Consider the following 17887-nt stretch of genomic DNA (forward strand, 5'->3'; position numbering starts at 1 on the left):
AGCTACGGTAAAGCCTCACTCATGGACGCGAGGGACCCGACCATGCAAGAGGATGAACTAGGCAACATGGGCGTTGCGGCACTGACGGAACATTACCGCAATGGCAGCGTCTCACCGCTGGAAGCGACTCGAGCCGCCCTGTCCAGGATTGAACGCTTTAACCCGACCGTTAATGCCTACACCTATATCGATGCCGAAGGCGCCGAGAAAGCCGCAACAGCCTCGGCGCGGCGATGGGGGCAAGGCAAGCCACTCAGCCCCATCGACGGCGTACCGGTCTCCATCAAGGACCTGACCAACGTCGCGGGCATGCCCACGTCAAATGGCTCGCTGCTGGGATCTCGTCAGCCCTGTGACACTGATGCGCCACCGGCCCGGCGACTGAGAGAGGCCGGCGCTGTTCTGCTGGGCAAGACCAACACGCCGGAAGATGGCTGGAAGGCGGTCACCGATAACCGCGTGTTCGGTGCCACCTGCAACCCCTGGGACACTCGCCTGACGTCCGGCGGATCGTCGGGAGGTGCTGCCGCAGCTGCCGCCCTGAACATGGGAGTGCTGCATCAAGGTGGCGACTCTGGCGGTTCCATTCGCATACCCGCCGCCTTCTGCGGCGTCTTCGGCTTCAAACCAAGCTTTGGCTGGACACCGCAGTGGCCGCCAGCGGAGGCCCCGACGCTTTCCCATATCGGCCCGATCACGCGCACGGTGGAAGACGCCGCCGCCATGCTCAACGTCATTGGCCGCTACGACTACGTGGACCCCTATGCTACCCGAGGTCAGCCGAGCGACTGGGGCCAGGACCTGGGCCAGGACTTGCGCGGTCTGCGCATCGCCTTCTCCACCGATCTCGGCTTCGCCGACGTGGACCCTCAGATCGTCGCCAAGGTCAGAGAGGCCGCCCACCACCTCGAAGCCTTGGGTGCCGAGGTCTGCGAGGTCAACCCAGACCTCCCGTCCCCCCTGTGGATCTTTCAGCGACTGTGGTTTACCGCCTCACTGGAGATGGTCTCGCAGCTCAGTGATGACGACCGTGCCAAGCTGGACCCCGGCCTTTACGAGAATGCCTTGCGCGCAGAGGACTGGAAGGCCGTAGAGCTCTTCCGCGCCCAGGCCGCCCGGGCCGACCTGACGATGCGCCTGGAACAGTTCAATCAGGACTATCACCTGCTGATGACCCCATCCGTGCCCATCAGTCCCTTCGAGATTCACCACCAGGTGCCTCCGGGAAGTGGCATGCGCGACTGGGAGGAATGGGCGCCCTTCTCCTACCCCTTCAACCTCAGTCAGCAGCCCGCAGCGTCAGTTCCCTGCGGCTTTACCGAACAGGGACTGCCTGTCGGTTTTCAACTGGCGGGAGGCAAGTACGATGACGTCAGGGTGCTCAGGGCGTGCCACGCGTACCTGCAGGCACACCCACCCCGCTTTCCCTCCCTGCCTGACCCCGCCCGTCATGCAGGCTGAATGGCGCTTGCCATCGGCGCCAAGGGAAGATCAAAAAATAAACACAACATAATGGCGCTGCTACTTCAAACCCACCACTTAACCCAATAACAAGCCCCTTCCAGCGCCCTACCCGTATGAGAAAAGCGAAGGTATCCCGACCTTCGCTTTTCTCCACCACCACATTGGCGATTTAGTGGCATTCAAACTCCGCGACGAGCCCTGTCGAAGGAATCCTCATGGGAATACCATTTACCACACTAGGAACAGATGAGACGAATGCATCATCCTCATTTCCCGTTATGGTATAGTTCGAGTCGCCACATACCTCTTCAGCCTCTTCTCTCACATTGTCCATGTGATCCGATTTTGATGCCCAAACATTACCACTACTCGTCACTCTGTATTTATGCGGCCCGATATTTTCGGAATGGGCTATTGAGCATGCTGAAATCAAGAAAACGCAGCATAGTGCGATGATAAATATAAAAAAATTTCTCACAATCTGATACCCCTTATTCTTGGAAAACCTGGTAAACATGAGTATGCACAGCATCTGAGGCCACTTCTCACTATCACAACTGTCCTCGCCTATTTTGAGAAAGGATCCTTCAAAGGCTGCCTATCGACTATGCAAATCTCTAACACGACCACACCACACATAACCATCACAAACTTGACCTAGATCAAAACCCATGAGGCAAAGAAAGCGTTCCACCTCTATATTAATGAGCACACATACTTTACCCCACGTCATTAATTGGAAGCTTATCCCATACGGTGGACGACATAGTTTGCTAGCTAGAAACAACGAATACTCGGCTTCACCTAGTCAGCAAGGCCGTTGTACTAACGACTAACTCCGGACCCAATCTTGAAGAACACATCATGGTGCACGTTATCATCGAGTAAAAACGGAGCAACCGAGTGATAGCAAGTCTGCTCGAGCGGTTACCGCAGGCGATCAATCGAAAAATGACTCACTATGGATAGCCCGATGACAGGTATCCTGCATATCAGCGCAATATCGTCACCGCATGACTCCCCGACCAGGTAAACGGCGACCTTCATCATCTGTCGACCACGGGCCGAAACCTCTATCGCTGCTTTGAAACACCCTGCAACGCTGCCTCAGCGGTACCCGTCATGGCGAAGAGCGCCTACCGGGCAGCCATGGCGTGAACAAGAGAACCGGCGTAACGAGATGCCTAGCCCGCCCAAACGCCAAGGGCCCGGTGCAATGCACCGGGCCCTTGGCGTTTGGGCGATGATGACGCTTCTTATGAGGCCATATCACCCCTCAACGGTCGTGAGTGAACGCTAACCTCGCAGCTTCCCCACGCCCCATAGCAATACCACGGCACCTACCACGGCCGTCACCAGTGAGCCGATGAATCCTCCACTGGAAAGCCCAACCAGGCTGAACAGCAGGCCACCGATCAATGCACCAACGACACCAACCCCGATATTGCCAAGCAGACCGAAACCACCACCACGCATGATGTTACCTGCGATCCAGCCGGCCAGTCCGCCAATGATCAACCACGCGATAAAGCCCATTGCGTTCTCCTTCGTCGCTGAATGAAAGCTTGCGGTTCTGCGGTACAAGCCCCCCAGCGGCAGATCCCTTGGCCGAGGAGCAAGACCTTCAGGCGTGCCCTAGAGGCCATCGCCCATGCATTTACAGCTATACCATTACATTCATGCATACGAAAGTAGCGATCTGTATCTCGAGCCACGCAAGAGGAGGCCAGGCTAAGCACCAGCAGCCCCTGCCGCGGCCGCCATAGACGGTCAACAGCCGTGCCCTACCGCCACCGCACACCACCATGGAGTCATCAGAACAACGCAATGCCTGGCCTTCATCACTCCCCGCACAGCTTGCGAGCCCTCACTCACCGCGTCTGCCTTCTGGCCTCACCGAGTCACCGTCAGAAGCGATTTCCCGGCTCGGCGAGGAACGCCTCTTCCTCTGGCGTGGAGCGCCGCCCCAAGGCAGCGTTGCGCTGAGGATAACGACCGAAGCGGAGCAGTACCTCCCGGTGCCGGTGCTCATGGTGCAAATTGCTTTCCAGTCCCGGTTGGTCAAACAGGCGCAAGGCTTCCTCGTGTATCAGCAGTGACTCGCTGTGCATGTAGGGCATGTAGAGAAAGGCACGCCAGGCGACATCCAGCACCCGATCCGCCCCCTGTGCCACCGCCTCCTGCGCCAGCACCAATGCCTGGCCATCGCAGGCGAAGGCAAGCGCACTATCACGGTGGATGTTTCGCGAGAACTGATCCAGGACCAGAATTTCCGCCAAACGCCCGCGTGCCGAGGTACGCCACTGCCAGGTCTCGGCAGACGCGGCAGCAGACAGCGTCGCACTGAACGCATCGCGCATGCGTTGGTCCAGGTCGGCGTCCTTGGCAAACCACTGCCGCGGCGTCAACGTGTGAAACCAGAACTCGATGACCTCATCGGCTCGCGCTACCGCTACTGACATGGCATTCTCCCCCTCACAGAAATCCTCTGCCATTGGCACCCGACTACCGGCACTGGGACGCCGGCACCGGATGATGGTCTACCACCACGACTCGCCAAGATGGCATTGTGTGATCGCTCGCGTGACTCACCCGGCCACCCACCTGCTGGATCCCATCACCCATGACACCCTTCGAACTGCTTCGCTCGCTGGCGGTCGTTTTTCATATGTCTGGCCTGGTCGTCTGCCTGCTGGGTCTGCATATCGCTCGCACCCATCGCTGGCCAGGGCGGCTTCTGGCCGCCTGCGGATTCATCATTGCGGCAACGCCTACATTGCTGCAACTACTTGGCATCGTTGAGCCTGTGCCGGTTCCAGCAGTTCTTCCGGAACCACACGGCTAAGACAAAAGATGTATGGCTCGAGCGTGATAGCCACATAAACTAGCCAACATGCTGCCAACAGGCACTATATCGACGAACTTAATCCTTTAAGAAACGGAAAAGCGCGTTCACCTCAGGCGGCCTGACCGCGCTGGCTCCGCCATCGCGACCAGCATGTGCAGGGGCGATCTCGATACCGATCATCAAGTGAAGCGATACAGCTGCAATACTGCATACAGCGTCCCGGGACCCTTGACCACCGGTTAGCACCGGCGGGGGACGCTACCACTGAACCCTTGGTCGGCCAGTACCGTCGTCGCCCCCACGGCACGCGCAGCGGGAACGCCGCCACCGCGGAACACGATTGCAAGGATGACACTATGCCCCTACTGACCTTTGCGTCCTTTTTGTTCTTTACCGGCCTGGTCGCCTTCATCACCTGGCGGATTACCCGCCGGGACGACCATTCCAGCACCAGCGGCTTCTTTCTCGCTGGCCGCAGCCTGACCTTCCCGCTGATTGCGGGCTCATTGCTGATGACCAACCTGTCCACGGAGCAGATGGTGGGCTTGAACGGCTCAGCCTTCACCGATGGCCTTAGCGTCATGGCCTGGGAAGTGGTCGCCGTCATGGCACTGGTGGCGCTGGCACTGTTCTTTCTGCCGCGCTTCCTCAAGAGCGGGATCGCCACCCTGCCCCAGCTGTTGGAAATCCGCTTCGACAAGGGCACCCAGCTGATCACCAACGTGATCTTCCTGATCGCCTACGCGGTGGTGCTGCTGCCGATCATCCTGTATTCCGGCGCGATCGGCCTGCAAGGGATGCTCGACCTGTCGGGACTGACCGGGATCGAATCCAGTACCACGCTGCTATGGCTGACGGTATGGATTGTCGGCATCATCGGTTCCATCTATGCCCTGTTCGGCGGCCTGCGCACGGTGGCCGTGTCCGATACTCTCAACGGCATCGGACTACTTGTCGGTGGCTTTGTCATTGTCTATTTCGGCTTGCAGGCCGTCAGCGACAGTGGCGGCGTTCTCGCCGGCTGGGACATCCTCAAGCAGGCCAACCCCGAGAAGATGAACTCGATCGGGGGCAGTGACCAGAGCGTACCGTTCTTTACCCTGTTCACCGGGGTCTTTCTCATCAACGTGTTCTACTGGACCACCAACCAGCAGATCATCCAGCGCACCTTTGCCGCCAAGAACCTGGCCGAAGGCCAGAAAGGCGTGCTGCTGACGGGCTTCTTCAAGCTGCTGGGTCCGCTTTACCTGGTCCTGCCCGGCATCATTGCCTATCACCTGTATGCCGACCAGGGCATCAAGGCGGACGAAGCATACGGCCACCTGGTCTTTAACGTGCTGCCCGCGCCGCTGACAGGCTTCTTTGCCGCGGTGATGGTTGGCGCCATCCTGTCATCCTTCAACTCGGCGCTGAACTCGACCACGACGTTGTTTAGCCTGGGCCTCTACAAGGCCGTACTCAAGAAGGACGCCAGCGAGGCCCAGGTGGTCAGGTCCAGCCAGGTGTTCGGTTGGATCATGGCGATCTCGGCCATGACCATTGCCCCCCTGCTGGCGGGTCAGGAAAGCCTGTTCGGCTACCTGCAGAAAATGAACGCCATCTACTTCATCCCCATTCTTGCCGTGGTGGTCGTCGGCCTGCTAACCAAGCGAGTGCCGCCCATGGCCGCCAAGATCGCCCTGGTTGGCGGCTGTCTGATGATCTTTGCCGGTTACTTCATTCCCCCGTTCAACAAGCTGCCCGTGCTAATGCACGAATTCCATTTCGTTGCGCTGGTCTTCGTGTTGCTGGTGGTCATCATGCTGCTGATCGGCAAGTGGCGCCCACGCACCGACGCCTGGCAGCAGGAGGACGTCGGCGCCGTGGATCTGACACCCTGGAAAGGCGCCGTTCCCGCAGGCATCCTGCTGGTCGTGCTGGTGATTGCCATCTACGTGGCCTTTGCTGGCTGAAGCCCCCACTCCCTCGAGTCGCCTCCTAAACGCCTCGTTCCACCCCACTGGAGCGGGGCGTTGCTGATTGCGAGCCCCATGTCCGGATCGGTGGGGTACCTGTCCTTGCCGCCACCCTCACCAGGCGCCATCATCAACACGGCTTCCACGACATGCCGAGACCCCGATGATGGACATCAAAGACGTTGCCCTGCTGGCCTACCCCGATTGCCAGATGCTCGACGTCACGGGGCCCTGGCAGGTGTTCGCCACGACCAATGAGGTGCTTGGGCGCCGCCACTACCGCCTCCAGCTGATCGGGCGCGGCGACGAGGTCATGTCCAACGGCGGGTTACGCCTGCGACCGGACCTCGGCTGGCGTCAGTGGGAGGCGGGCGACGGTGGCCCAGTGGATAACGCCACCTTGCTGGTGGCCGGAGGACACGGCGTCTTTGTGCAATGCCAACAGGCTCGCTGGCAAGAGCGCCTCAACCGAGTGGCGCCACGCCTGGACAGGCTCGGGTCGGTCTGTACCGGCGCCTTTCTGCTGGCCGATGCTGGACTGCTCGACGATCACGACGCCACCACCCACTGGCGGCACTGCGAGCGCCTGGCCCAGACCTTTCCCCAGGTACGCGTGCAGGCTGATGCGCTGTATGTCCATGATCGCGGGCGTTACACCAGCGCAGGGGTGACGGCGGGTATCGACCTGGCCCTGTCACTGGTCGAGGCAGATCTAGGCACAGACGTGGTCGCCACGGTCGCCCGAGAACTGGTGATGTTTGTCCACCGCCCTGGGGGCCAGTCGCAATTCAGCGAGCTGTTGGCCCGCCAACACGCCAGCGGCAGCCGTCTGCGTCCCCTGCTGGAGCGCCTGCACGCGGCACCGGCAACCGATATGGACCTGCATAGCATGGCCGAACAGGTCCATATGTCGTCGCGCCACCTGTCTCGACTGTTCCGTCGCCAACTGGGCACGACGCCCATGGAGTACCTCACCCGAGTGCGCCTGGAGGCCGCCCGGCAGGACCTGATTCGTGGCGCGGCGTCACTCGAGCAACTGGCATCGCACTGGCGCCTGGGCACCAGCGAGCAGCTGCGACGCCTGTTCCAGCGTCACTACGGCGTATCACCCTCGATCTACCGAGCACGCTTCGGCACGTCATCCGAAGCCAGCTGACGCGTTATCCCCCTCGCCAACTGACGCCTGGTCCCCCACCGGTCATCTGATACATCACACAGGAGTCTTCGACATGCACGACGCCACTCAACCGCGACTGCCCACCGGCGTCGTTCTGCTATCGCTGTGTCAAGCGCTGCTGGTCAGCGGCAACATCCTGCTGATCGCGGTGTCTCCGCTGATCGGCCAGGCCCTGGCTCCCACGCCGTGGCTATCGACATTGCCGGTCGCTACCCAGTGGCTTGGCTTGATGCTGGCCACCCTGCCGGCATCACTGATCATGGGGCGACTGGGACGCAAGCGCGGCTTCGTGATCGGCAACCTGATCGGCCTTGGCGGCACCGTGGCCGCCTGCGTGACGCTGGTCGCCGGCAACTTCGTCGCCTTCGCGATGGCCACCACCGCGATCGGTATCGGCATTGGCTTTGGCCAGCTCTACCGCTTTGCCGCCATCGAGATTGCTCCGGCCCAGGCACGGGACCGGGCCGTCGGCCTGGTGATGGGGGGCGGCGTGCTGGCGGCGTTTTTCGGCCCCTGGCTTGCCAGATTCAGCCAAGACGCATCGGTCACCCCGTTTCTCGGCAGTTTCATTGGCCTGGGGGCGCTCTATCTGATCGCCCTTGGCCTGCTGCTGGTCATTCCCCTTCCCCCCGTTGACCGCCAGGCGCGTAATGAGCCCGCCCGCCCCATGGCCGAGCTGTTACGGCAAAGCAAGCTATGGCTGGCCATTCTCGGCGCCATGGTGGGCTACGGGGTGATGAACCTGGCCATGACGGCGACGCCCTTGGCCATGGCCACCCACGGTCACGCGTTTCACCATGTCTCGATGACGATCCAATGGCACGTATTGGCCATGTTCGTGCCGTCCTTCTTCACCGGGCGATTGACCCAGCGCCTGGGCGCCTCGAGCATGATCGCCCTGGGCTGTGTGCTGCTAATGGCCAGCGCACTCACCGCCCTGGGGCCCTCGACCATCGCCGGCTTCAACATTACCCTAGTGCTGCTCGGCCTCGGTTGGAACTTTACCTTCCTGCCCGCCACCGGCCTGCTGACCGAATGCTATCAGCCCGCCGAAAAAGCGCGGGTCCAGGCCCTCAACGAGTTTCTGGTGTTCACCACCGCCGCCATCACTGCCCTGGCAGCAGGCCCCCTAGTGGGAGTGCTGGGATGGCAGACATTGAATCTGTGGCTGCTTCCCATGGCGGCCCTGCCGCTGGTAGTGATCGCGCTACAATCGCTTGTCTTTGCGGCACGGCGCCCTCAGATTAGGGGGTAATCTGACAGGATGGAGCCGCAATGCCCACGGACCTGACCCGTGATCTGATGGATCTGATCGAACGTGGCCGAGACCGCCAGCTACGCCTGGCGGTCACCGGCCTGTCTCGGGCGGGCAAGACAGCCTTCCTTACTTCGCTGGTGGATCAGCTGCGCCATGCTGGCCTGGAAGCGCGCCTGGACTTGCTTGCTGCCAGCCGTGAGGGCCGTCTGCTGGGCGCCCAGCGGGTGGCCCAACGAGACCTGGGCGTGCCCCGCTTTCCTTTCGACCAGGCTCGCGCCAGCCTGGAACAGATTCCACCGCGCTGGCCAGAGCCCACCCGCGGCATCAGCGAGCTACGCCTGACCATTCGCTACCGTCCGCAGCGCCAATCCTGGTTCAGCGCCGACAACGCGGAGCTGACCCTGGACCTGTTCGATTATCCGGGGGAATGGCTGCTGGACCTGCCTCTGCTGGATCACACCTTTGCCAGCTGGAGCATGGCCCAATGGCAAGCCATGCAGGAGAGCGCCGGCCCGGCACGACGGGCCATGCTAGCGCCTTGGCAGGCCTGCGTTGATCAACTCGACATCGCACAGGAGGCGGATGAAGCTTTCCTCGCCGATATCAGCGAGCAGTATGCCAGCGGACTGCGCGCCGCCCGTGAGGCGGGCTTTTCGCACCTTCAGCCAGGGCGTTTCCTGCTGCCCGGAGAGCTGGCAGGCGCCCCCGTGCTGCAGTTCTTTCCGCTGCCCGGTCTTGACAGTCACTCAGCCGAGACCCTGGAACGCTTGCCTGAGTCGAGCGTGTATCGGACGCTGGCACGCCGCTTTGCCCACTATCAGCAACATATCGTCAAGCCGTTCTACCGCGATCACTTCCGTCGATTCGACCGCCAGATCGTTCTGGTCGACGTGCTGGGCGCCCTCAACGCCGGCCCTGAACGTTTCGAGGACCTGTCCCAGGCGTTGCAGCAACTGATGCAGAGTTTCAACTACGGCAGGCGCAGCCTCTTCAGCCGCCTGTTCACACCGCGCATCGATCGCCTGGCCATTGCCGCTACCAAGGCGGACCATGTCACACCGGATCAGCATGCCAGGCTTGTCAGCCTGTTGGAGGCACTGCTCGCGGAACCCCTGAAAAACCTCAAGTACGCCGATATTCCGGTCAAGGCACTGTCGCTGGCCTCCATTCGCGCCACCGAGGCGCGTGAGGTCACCCATCAGGGACGTACATCGCCGGCCCTCAGGGGCACCACCCTGGACGGCGAGTCGCTGCTGACCTTCCCGGGAGAGGTGCCAGGCCGGCTTCCAGACCCTGCCTTCTGGGAACGTCAGGGATTCGACTTTACCGCCTTCAGGCCGCAACCGGTGACGGCAGGAGCCCTGCCCCACATCCGCATGGATCTGGCGCTGGATTGGCTACTCGGAGACAAGCTCAGATGACCCAGGACTCGCCGAACGACCCGCGCCCCTCGGTGCGCTTTGCCGAGCAGGATGACGCCACCATCGGCTCTTTCCCTGACCCCAGGCCTGGCCAGCGCTTCGATGAAGGCGTCGACAGCCGGGCGCTGACGCCCACCCCGCCAGCCACTGCCGACGACGATCAGGTGGACTTGGCGGGCACCCTTGGACGCCCTCGCAAACGCCGCTGGGGACTGGTGACGGTGCTGCTCGCCACTACCGGCCTTGGCGCTGCCGAACTGGTGACCGGCGTGCCCCAGACTCTAGCAGGGGGAGACCTGCTGGCGACCGGCTGGCAGCTGCTGGGACTGACGGCCATTGGACTTGGCGGACTGGCCCTGATGCGTGAGCTGTTTCGTCTGAAGCGATTGAAGCGCCACGATCAGCTGCGTCTGGCCCTGGCGCAGATGCATGAGCGCTCGCCCAAACAGGCACTGGCGCTGGCTCGGCGCCTCAAGACTCAGCTCGCTCTGGGCGATGACGACCCCCACTGGCATGCCTTCGAGGCGGCGCGAGAAGCGCACCATGATGGCCAGGACCTTCAGCAGCTGGTGGCGCACCACTTGCTGGCGCCGAGAGATAGAGAGGCCCAGCGCCTGATATCGCGAATGAGCGGAGAAACCGCGGTCATGGTCGCCGTCAGCCCGATGACCCTGGTGGACATGACCCTGGTGGCATGGCGCCACCTGGCGATGGTGGACCGGTTGTGTCGACTCTACGGGCTGGAGCTGGGCTACGCAGCCAGGCTCAAGCTGCTGCGCAGCGTGCTGTATCAGATGGCCTTCGCAGGCGCCACCGAGCTCGCCACCGACGCCAGCGTGCAGATGCTGTCACTGGATCTGGCCGGGCGCCTTTCGGCCCGCGCCGCCCAGGGCCTTGGCGTGGGTCTGCTCGGCGCTCGGCTGGGCTTGAGGACCCAGCGCCTGGTACGGCCGCTGACGTTCAGCCCGGAGCAGCGCCCCCGTTTGGCCGACCTTCGCCGCGACCTGTGGCGCCAGCTGAGACGCATGGAGGCGCCCAACAAGGACGCCTGAATCACCTTACAAACCACCGTAAAAAACCAACGTACACACCAAGCTCTACCGAACCCACGGGGCCAAGCGACGCCTGGCCCCGTGGGTTCTGTTCACCCGACTTCGCGCCGTGCCAGCACGCCCATTACCTCCTGACAGGCACCCATGGTGTGATAGTCCACCTTGCCGGCCGGGCTCTTGGCGTCATCGTAGCGGCGGTTGTTCGCAGACAGGATGCGATACCAGGCACCGTGTCGATGATCCATCAAATGCTGCCAGCTGTACTCCCACAGGCGCTGATACCAGCGCTGGTAGCAGCCCTTGCCGGTGACTTCCCACAGCACCGCAGCCGCGGCAAAGCTCTCTGCCTGTACCCAGAAGTACTTGTCGCCGTCACATACCTCGCCGTCCAGATCGCATCCATACACCAGACCGCCATGCTGCTTGTCCCAGCCAGCCTCACAGGCACTGCTGAATAGCCGCTCTGCGGTAGGTATCAGCCAGGCGTCGTCGCGGTAACGGGACAGCAACACCAGCAGCTTGGCCCACTCGGTCTGGTGACCCACCTGATACCCCCAGGGGCGGAACAGGTGCTTGGGGTCCTGCCGGTTGTAGTCGAGGTCAGGGTTCCACTGCTGATCGTAGTGCTCCCATATCCACCCATGGGGATGCTTGCGGTTGATGCCGATGATCGAGCGCGCAATGGCCAAGGCCTGATCCAGATAGCGGGTTTCAGATGTCGCCTCGTAGGCTGCGATCAGCGCTTCGCAACCATGCATGTTGGCATTCTGGCCCCGGTAGTCCTTCAAGCGCCAACGCTCATCCGCTTCATCGGCAAAACGCTGCCACTGGGGCTCCCAGAAGTGCTGCTGCAGCATTCGGTGAACCCGACCAATGCCTGCGTAGGCCTCAGCAATCCCCGCCCGGTAGGCCTCGGCATAGGCCAGCAGCACGAAGGCCAGACCGTAGCAATGATGGGTGGTGTCCTCAGGCTTGCCATCTCGTAGCGTCCAGGCATAGCCCTGATGGCGCGTCTGAAAGTGGGCCTTCTCCAGATAGGCAAGCCCGTGGCGCGCCCAGTGCAGATACTCGGATTGACCGCTGTGCAGCGCAAACCGCGCATAGGTGACGACATAGCGCGCGCTCGACACCAGATGACGATGCTCCGCGTCATAGACGCTGCCATCATCGCGCAGGTAGTGAAAGAAACCACCGTGGGGATCGATCGCCCTGGGGTGGTAGAAGGCCATCGTGTCGCGCACGTGACGGTCGAGAAACAGCGGGTCGTATCCGTTCATCCGACGCTCCTGAGAAGTGATCCGAGGCTATATGACCTGTTCATGCTGGGCGCCAAGGCCCGCACGAGGCCAGCGACAGGGGCATGTCTGGGGCATTGGTGGGGCTGGCGCGGCAACTAGCCGTGCCGCTCATCCGCGAGCCCGAAGCGACGGCGCAGGCAGCGCGCCACCCCTTCTTCGGCGTGATGGCCGATCACTGTCGCCCCGGGCAGATCCTGCGCCAGCTGGGGATGGGCGTTGGCCATGACGTGGGCTTCGCCCGCAAGGCTCAGCATTTCCAGGTCATTGAGGTTGTCGCCAAAGGCCAGGCAGCGCTCTGCAGGAATCCCCAGATCGTCGAGCAGCGCAGACACGGCACTGCCCTTGTTGACCCCTGCCGCCATGATTTCCAGCGAGTGACTCATCGAATAGGTGATGTGCAAGGCATCGCCTGCTGCCTCCCGTGCGGCCGCTTCAATGGTGGCCAGCAGACGAGGCTCGCCGATGTAGAGCACCTTACCTACACCCTCCACCTCCATTCGCTCCGTTGGCGCCACCTGGTACTCGAAGCCAGTCGCTTCATGCAGGGCCAGCAGACCAGGGGCATGATCGTCGATCAACCAGGCATCCTCGCGGTACATGTTGAGGCGTACCTCTGACGGCCGGGGAAGGCCCAGCAGCATTTCCACCTGTTCCGGCCGCAGGTGCGCAGACCGCACACACTGCCCGGCAGCATCCAGAGTCCAGGCGCCGTTGCTGGATATGATGTGTGCCGCCCCACCCAGTCGATCGCGAAAACCGACCATATCCCGGTGGTGTCTGCCTGAGGCGAGGCACAGCCGATGCCCCTCCCCGGCCAACGCACGCAGGGTATCAATGGTCAGCGCGGCCAGGTCGTGATCGGCACCCAGCAAGGTGCCGTCAAGGTCGGACACGATCAAGTGTGGCTGCATAAAGGCTCCAGGACGTTGCAAGTGGATAGGGCCAGGGATCGCAGCAGTCTACACCATCGACCGGCGACACAAAGGGACAGCGTCTTGCGAGCAACATATGAAAGAGCAACGTATGAAAGAGCAACGGCACGCCTCTCGGCATGCCGTTGCTTAGGGTGCTTCGCCAAGGTCTCCTGGGAAACATGCTCAGTTGGGCACCACACCTGCCTCACGCAGGCCCCCGGCCAGAGCGTCCGCATCCTTGCCGACCACCAGATGCCAGACCCCCTCTGCCACCCTTAGCACACCGTGGCAGCCCAGCTGGGCCAAGGCCTGCTCATCCAGCTCGCTATCGTGACGGACCGCCAGACGCAGGCGAGTCGCGGCGCGAACGTCCAGCGCGCGGATGTTGTCACTTCCTCCCAGGGCTTGGCGCCAGGCTGCTACCTGCTCATCGTTGAGGCTTGTCGGGGTGGATACCTTCTGTCCGACCACGACCTCGGCGGGATCAGCCCCCACTGGGGGCGTCTGCCCCTGAGCCGCCATGGCCGCACGAATCTCGTCGGCGACGGTGTCGGCGATAGGGCCCAGGATCACCTGCACACCGCCCCCACCCAGTCGCAACACACCACGAGACCCCAGTGCCTTCAGCGCTGCCTCGTCGATCTGGTCCGGCTGTTTCAGCACCAGTCTTAGACGGGTGGTACAGGCCCCCACCGCTTCGAGGTTGGCCGCCCCTCCAAGGGCGGTGGTAAAGGCGGGACCACGCTCACCGAGTTCGGCGGCGCTCATCTGGGTGTCCTGCGTCAGCGGCTCGCGTCCCGGCGTGAGCAGGTCAAACCGCACAATCGCCCAACGGAACAGGCCGTAGTAGACAAGCCCGATGACCACGCCGACCGGCAGCATCAGCCAGCCGTTGGTGGACAAACCGTAGGACAGGGCATAGTCGAAGGCCCCGGCGGAGAAGGTGAAGCCCAGCTTGACGTCGAGCCACTGCATGATGGCCATGCTGAGACCGGTCATCACCGCATGGAAGGCGTAGAGCAGCGGTGCCAGGAACATGAAGGTGAACTCAATGGGCTCGGTCACCCCGGTCAGGAAGGCGGTCAGTGCCAGTGATAGCAGCAGCCCTCCGACCTGGGCCCGACGTCCCTTGTCGGCGGTGTGGTACATGGCCAGTGCCGCCGCCGGCAGGCCAAACATCATCACCGGGAAGAAGCCCGCCATGAAGCCACCGGCAGTAGGATCTCCGGCAAAGAAGCGATTGAGATCGCCGGTGGCGTCGCCAAAGCTGCCGAAGACAAACCATACAAAGCTGTTGAGGACGTGGTGCAGGCCGGTGACGATCAACAGGCGATTGAGTGCGCCGTAGACAAACTTGCCGAAAGCGCCAGCGTCAATCAGCCAATGGCCAAGGGTGTCGATGGCATGCTGTATTGGCGGCCAGCCCCAACCAAAGGCGATGCCCAGTACCACGCCAGCAAGGCCGGTAGCGATGGGGACGAAACGCCGGCCACCAAAAAACGCCAGATAGTCGGGTAGCTTGATGGCCTTGAAGCGGTTGTACAGTAGCCCCGCGACGGTACCCATGATGATACCCGCCAGCACTCCCATGTTGATCTCGGGGTTGAGACTTTCCAGCACCGCATCCAGCACCAGATAGCCGATGACCCCGGCAAGGCCCGCAGCACCATTGCTGTCGTCGGCAAAGCCGACGGCCAGTCCTATGGCAAAGATCAACGCCAGGTTGGCGAAGATCGCCTGGCCAGCGCTGGCCACAAAGGCAATGTCGAGAAGGTCAGGCTGCCCCAGCCGCAGCAGCAGGCCGGCGACCGGCAAGACGGCAATCGGCAGCATCAACGAACGCCCCAGCAGCTGCAGCGCAGCCATCAGGCGTGAGCCCAGTGAGCTTGTCATGTCATGATCCTCTCGGAAGGTGTCTCGGCGACCAGCGCGGCCTCTACCAGTTGCGTCAGTGCATGGCGCACCGATGCAGCGTCTGGCATCGCCAGCAGGGTATCGATTTCGCGCGCGATCACGCTGGCGTCCAGGCGGCGCAAGCGCGCCTTCACCGCCGCTACGCTGGCAGGCTCCACCGATAGCTCGGAGACGCCCATGGCCACCAGCAGAGGACCCGCAAGCTCATCGCCGGCTGCCGCTCCGCACACTCCCACCGGGCAGCGCCCCCCGGTGCCCGCCAGGGTCGCCTGAATCAGTCGCAGCACGCCGGGGTGAAGCACATCCGCCCGGGCCGCCAGCAGCGCATCCTCGCGATCCATGGCCAGCCCATACTGGGTCAGATCGTTGGTACCGATCGACAGAAAGTCAGCCACCTTGGCCATGGCGGCGGAACATAGCGCCGCACTGGGTACTTCGATCATCGCTCCCAGCAGCGGCAGTTCGGTCAGGCGCATGTCGGCCGCCATTGCCTCCATGCGCTCGCGCACCCATTCGAGCTCGCTGGCATCGCTGACCATCGGCACCATGATGCGCAGATGACGCAGTGGCTTGACCCCCAGCAAGGCGCGTAGCTGGGTATCCAGCAACTCAGGGTGAGAATGCCACAGGCGCATGCCGCGGACCCCGAGGGCAGGGTTGGGTGACGACGGCAGTGTCAGGTACGGCAGCTGCTTGTCGGCGCCGATATCCAGGGTGCGGATGATCACTGGCTTGGCGCCCAGGGCATCGACGCTGGCCTGGTATTCCTCACGCTGCTGTGCTTCGCTGGGCGCCGAGTCCCGCCCCAGGAACAGAAACTCACTGCGCATCAGGCCGACACCATCTGCCCCACTGGCGCTTGCCTGGCGGGCCTCTTCGGCGCTGCCGATATTGGCGGCGACCTCTACCATGCGGCTATCGCGGGTCACCACTTCCAGGTGTGCCTGGCTGCGTTCTTCTTCGGCGCGGGCGGCCCGGGCGGCGATCTCCTTCACCACCTGTTCGCAACGAGGCTGGTCAGGTGTCAGCTCCAGCCGCCCCTTGTCGGCATCCAGCACTACCGTGCTGCCGTGATGGGCATCGGCTGCCTCAAGCAGCGCGCCGCCCATGGCCACCAGACAGGGCACGCCCCGGGCGCGGGCCATGATCGATACGTGGGAGGTGGTACCGCCCGCCGCCAGGCAGAGCCCCGCCGGATCATGCTGGCACAGCTCGACGAAGGATGAGGGAGTGAGGTCATCGGCCACGACAATGGCGTCTGCCGGCAGCTCCCCCAGGGCCGTTGACGGGCCATCACTGAAGGTCAGCATCACTTGACGCTGAAGGTCTCTCAGGTCAGCGATGCGACCGATCAAGATGGCGTTGCCGGTGGCGCGAAGGCGGTCGGCTTCTGCGTCCAGGGCTTCACGCCAGGCTTGCCCCGGACTGAGCCCCTCTTCCAGCCTGCTGACCGCCGATGCCACCAGGTCCGGATCTTCCAACCACGCCTGATGGGCTTCGAACACCTCAGCTTCGGCCTGCTGGCCTTCACGCAAGGCGCGTGTCCTGGACGCCTCTAGCTGCGCCCCTACCTGCTCCAGCGCCGCCATCAAGCGTGGACACTCCACCTGACGACCGTGACCCTCTAGCGGCACCTCAGGCAACCTGACGCTCAACACCGAAAGCGGCCCACTGGCCATCCCGCGACTGGCTGTCAGGCCCCCTAACTGTCCAGGCTCCAGCTCCCCTGCAGCGGGGGCCGCCTGCTGAATCTCACCGGCGCCATGGCCTTCCGCTGTGGTCAGCAGGGCAACAGCACTGGCCATTGCCGCCTCAGCGTTGGCCCCTTCCACCTTGATCTGCACCGCATCGCCACACTCGAGCCCGAGATTCATCAATGCGCTGACACTGCCGGAGCTCGCGGTGCGCGCCTTGGCACCCAGGCTCATGACGACCTGGTGGTCGCGGGCAATCGCCCTGAGCCTGGCCGCCGGACGTGCGTGCAGTCCCGCTTCAATGGCCAGCGTCACCGTGCGCTCGAGCTTTGGCCCCGCCGGCTCAACGCCAGCGACGCCGCCGGCCACCGCTGGGCTTGCCGGGCCCAGCACGATCAGTGGTTCCCCTCGCTGTACGATATCGCCGGCACGCAGCTCCAGCTCGATCCACTGGCGCTCACCGCTATCCAGCACGACCATGGGCGTCACCAACGAGGCAGCGTCGCAGGCCAGCTGGTCCAGGTCGAAGTAACACAGAGGTTCGCCTGCCTGTACCCGTTGCCCCTGGGTCACGCAGGCCTCGATGCCACGACCTTCGAGCATCACGGTGTCGAGCCCAAGGTGCACCAGGACCTCGATGCCCTCATCACTCCTGATGGTAAACGCATGATGGGTGCGAGCAGACTGAACCACTTCGCCGTCACAGGGGGCATGCAAGCACCCGCCTAGCGGGTCCAGGGCGATGCCCTGGCCGAGACTGCCCTCGGCGAACACGGGATCCGGGACGTCGGCCAGGGGGACCACCACCCCCTTGACCGGCGCCACCAGGGTGACATTGCTCAAAACCATGATCTGCTCCGTATCGTTGTCATTGAGGAGAGGACGCTTGGGT

13 protein-coding genes are annotated in these 17887 nt (G+C 62.8%); 7 read left to right on the top strand and 6 right to left on the bottom strand.

Going from position 1 to position 17887, the window contains the following annotated elements; translation table 11 throughout:
• Nucleotides 1-42: 42 nt before the first annotated feature.
• A complete protein-coding gene (locus KUV86_RS17310) occupies nt 43-1461 on the top strand; it encodes an amidase (protein WP_206944394.1) in 1419 nt (472 codons plus the stop codon).
• A gap of 1299 nt (nt 1462-2760) precedes the next feature.
• On the opposite strand, the gene KUV86_RS17315 is transcribed toward KUV86_RS17310, so the two are convergent.
• Nucleotides 2761-3000: a GlsB/YeaQ/YmgE family stress response membrane protein gene (locus KUV86_RS17315; RefSeq protein ID WP_206944395.1), complete on the bottom strand. Its 240-nt coding sequence runs from the start codon at nt 2998-3000 to the stop codon at nt 2761-2763.
• Nucleotides 3001-3371: 371 nt separating this feature from the next.
• Nucleotides 3372-3926 carry a DUF924 family protein gene (locus KUV86_RS17320; protein ID WP_206944396.1) on the bottom strand — a complete coding sequence of 185 codons (555 nt, stop codon included), beginning with the start codon at nt 3924-3926 and terminating at the stop codon, nt 3372-3374.
• A gap of 161 nt (nt 3927-4087) precedes the next feature.
• On the opposite strand from KUV86_RS17320, the gene KUV86_RS17325 reads away from it, so the two are divergent.
• From KUV86_RS17325 to KUV86_RS17350, 6 genes are all read left to right on the top strand, one after another.
• On the top strand, nt 4088-4309 hold the full coding sequence (locus tag KUV86_RS17325; RefSeq protein WP_222485902.1) for a hypothetical protein: 222 nt from the start codon (nt 4088-4090) through the stop codon (nt 4307-4309).
• 359 nt (nt 4310-4668) lie between these two features.
• Nucleotides 4669-6264 carry a solute:sodium symporter family transporter gene (locus KUV86_RS17330; protein WP_222164245.1) on the top strand — a complete coding sequence of 532 codons (1596 nt, stop codon included), beginning with the start codon at nt 4669-4671 and terminating at the stop codon, nt 6262-6264.
• Nucleotides 6265-6430: 166 nt separating this feature from the next.
• Nucleotides 6431-7423, top strand: a complete 993-nt coding sequence (locus KUV86_RS17335) for a GlxA family transcriptional regulator (RefSeq protein WP_261397700.1) — start codon at nt 6431-6433, stop codon at nt 7421-7423.
• Between the two features lie 97 nt (nt 7424-7520).
• Nucleotides 7521-8699, top strand: a complete 1179-nt coding sequence (locus KUV86_RS17340) for an MFS transporter (protein WP_222485959.1) — start codon at nt 7521-7523, stop codon at nt 8697-8699.
• A 20-nt stretch (nt 8700-8719) separates the two neighbouring features.
• Complete coding sequence (locus tag KUV86_RS17345; RefSeq protein WP_222485904.1) at nt 8720-10123, top strand: YcjX family protein; 1404 nt, start codon at nt 8720-8722, stop codon at nt 10121-10123.
• On the top strand, nt 10120-11175 hold the full coding sequence (locus tag KUV86_RS17350; RefSeq protein WP_222485906.1) for a YcjF family protein: 1056 nt from the start codon (nt 10120-10122) through the stop codon (nt 11173-11175). The genes KUV86_RS17345 and KUV86_RS17350 overlap by 4 nt, the downstream gene beginning before the upstream one ends.
• Before the next feature lie 92 nt (nt 11176-11267).
• Here the strand turns inward: KUV86_RS17350 and KUV86_RS17355 are convergent, their stop codons facing one another.
• The 4 genes from KUV86_RS17355 to ptsP all read right to left on the bottom strand — a co-directional run bounded on the left by KUV86_RS17355 (nt 11268) and on the right by ptsP (nt 17844).
• Entirely contained in the window at nt 11268-12452 is a 1185-nt protein-coding gene (locus KUV86_RS17355) for an AGE family epimerase/isomerase (RefSeq protein ID WP_222485908.1), read from the bottom strand.
• Between the two features lie 116 nt (nt 12453-12568).
• Nucleotides 12569-13384, bottom strand: a complete 816-nt coding sequence (locus KUV86_RS17360) for a Cof-type HAD-IIB family hydrolase (protein ID WP_222485910.1) — start codon at nt 13382-13384, stop codon at nt 12569-12571.
• Nucleotides 13385-13570: 186 nt separating this feature from the next.
• Complete coding sequence (gene nagE / locus KUV86_RS17365) at nt 13571-15280, bottom strand: N-acetylglucosamine-specific PTS transporter subunit IIBC (RefSeq protein ID WP_222485912.1); 1710 nt, start codon at nt 15278-15280, stop codon at nt 13571-13573.
• Complete coding sequence (gene ptsP / locus KUV86_RS17370; protein ID WP_222485914.1) at nt 15277-17844, bottom strand: phosphoenolpyruvate--protein phosphotransferase; 2568 nt, start codon at nt 17842-17844, stop codon at nt 15277-15279. Before ptsP ends, nagE begins: the two co-directional genes overlap by 4 nt.
• Nucleotides 17845-17887 lie beyond the last annotated feature (43 nt).

Source organism: Halomonas sp. DP8Y7-3 (assembly GCF_019801675.1).
Lineage (GTDB): Bacteria > Pseudomonadota > Gammaproteobacteria > Pseudomonadales > Halomonadaceae > Halomonas > Halomonas litopenaei_A.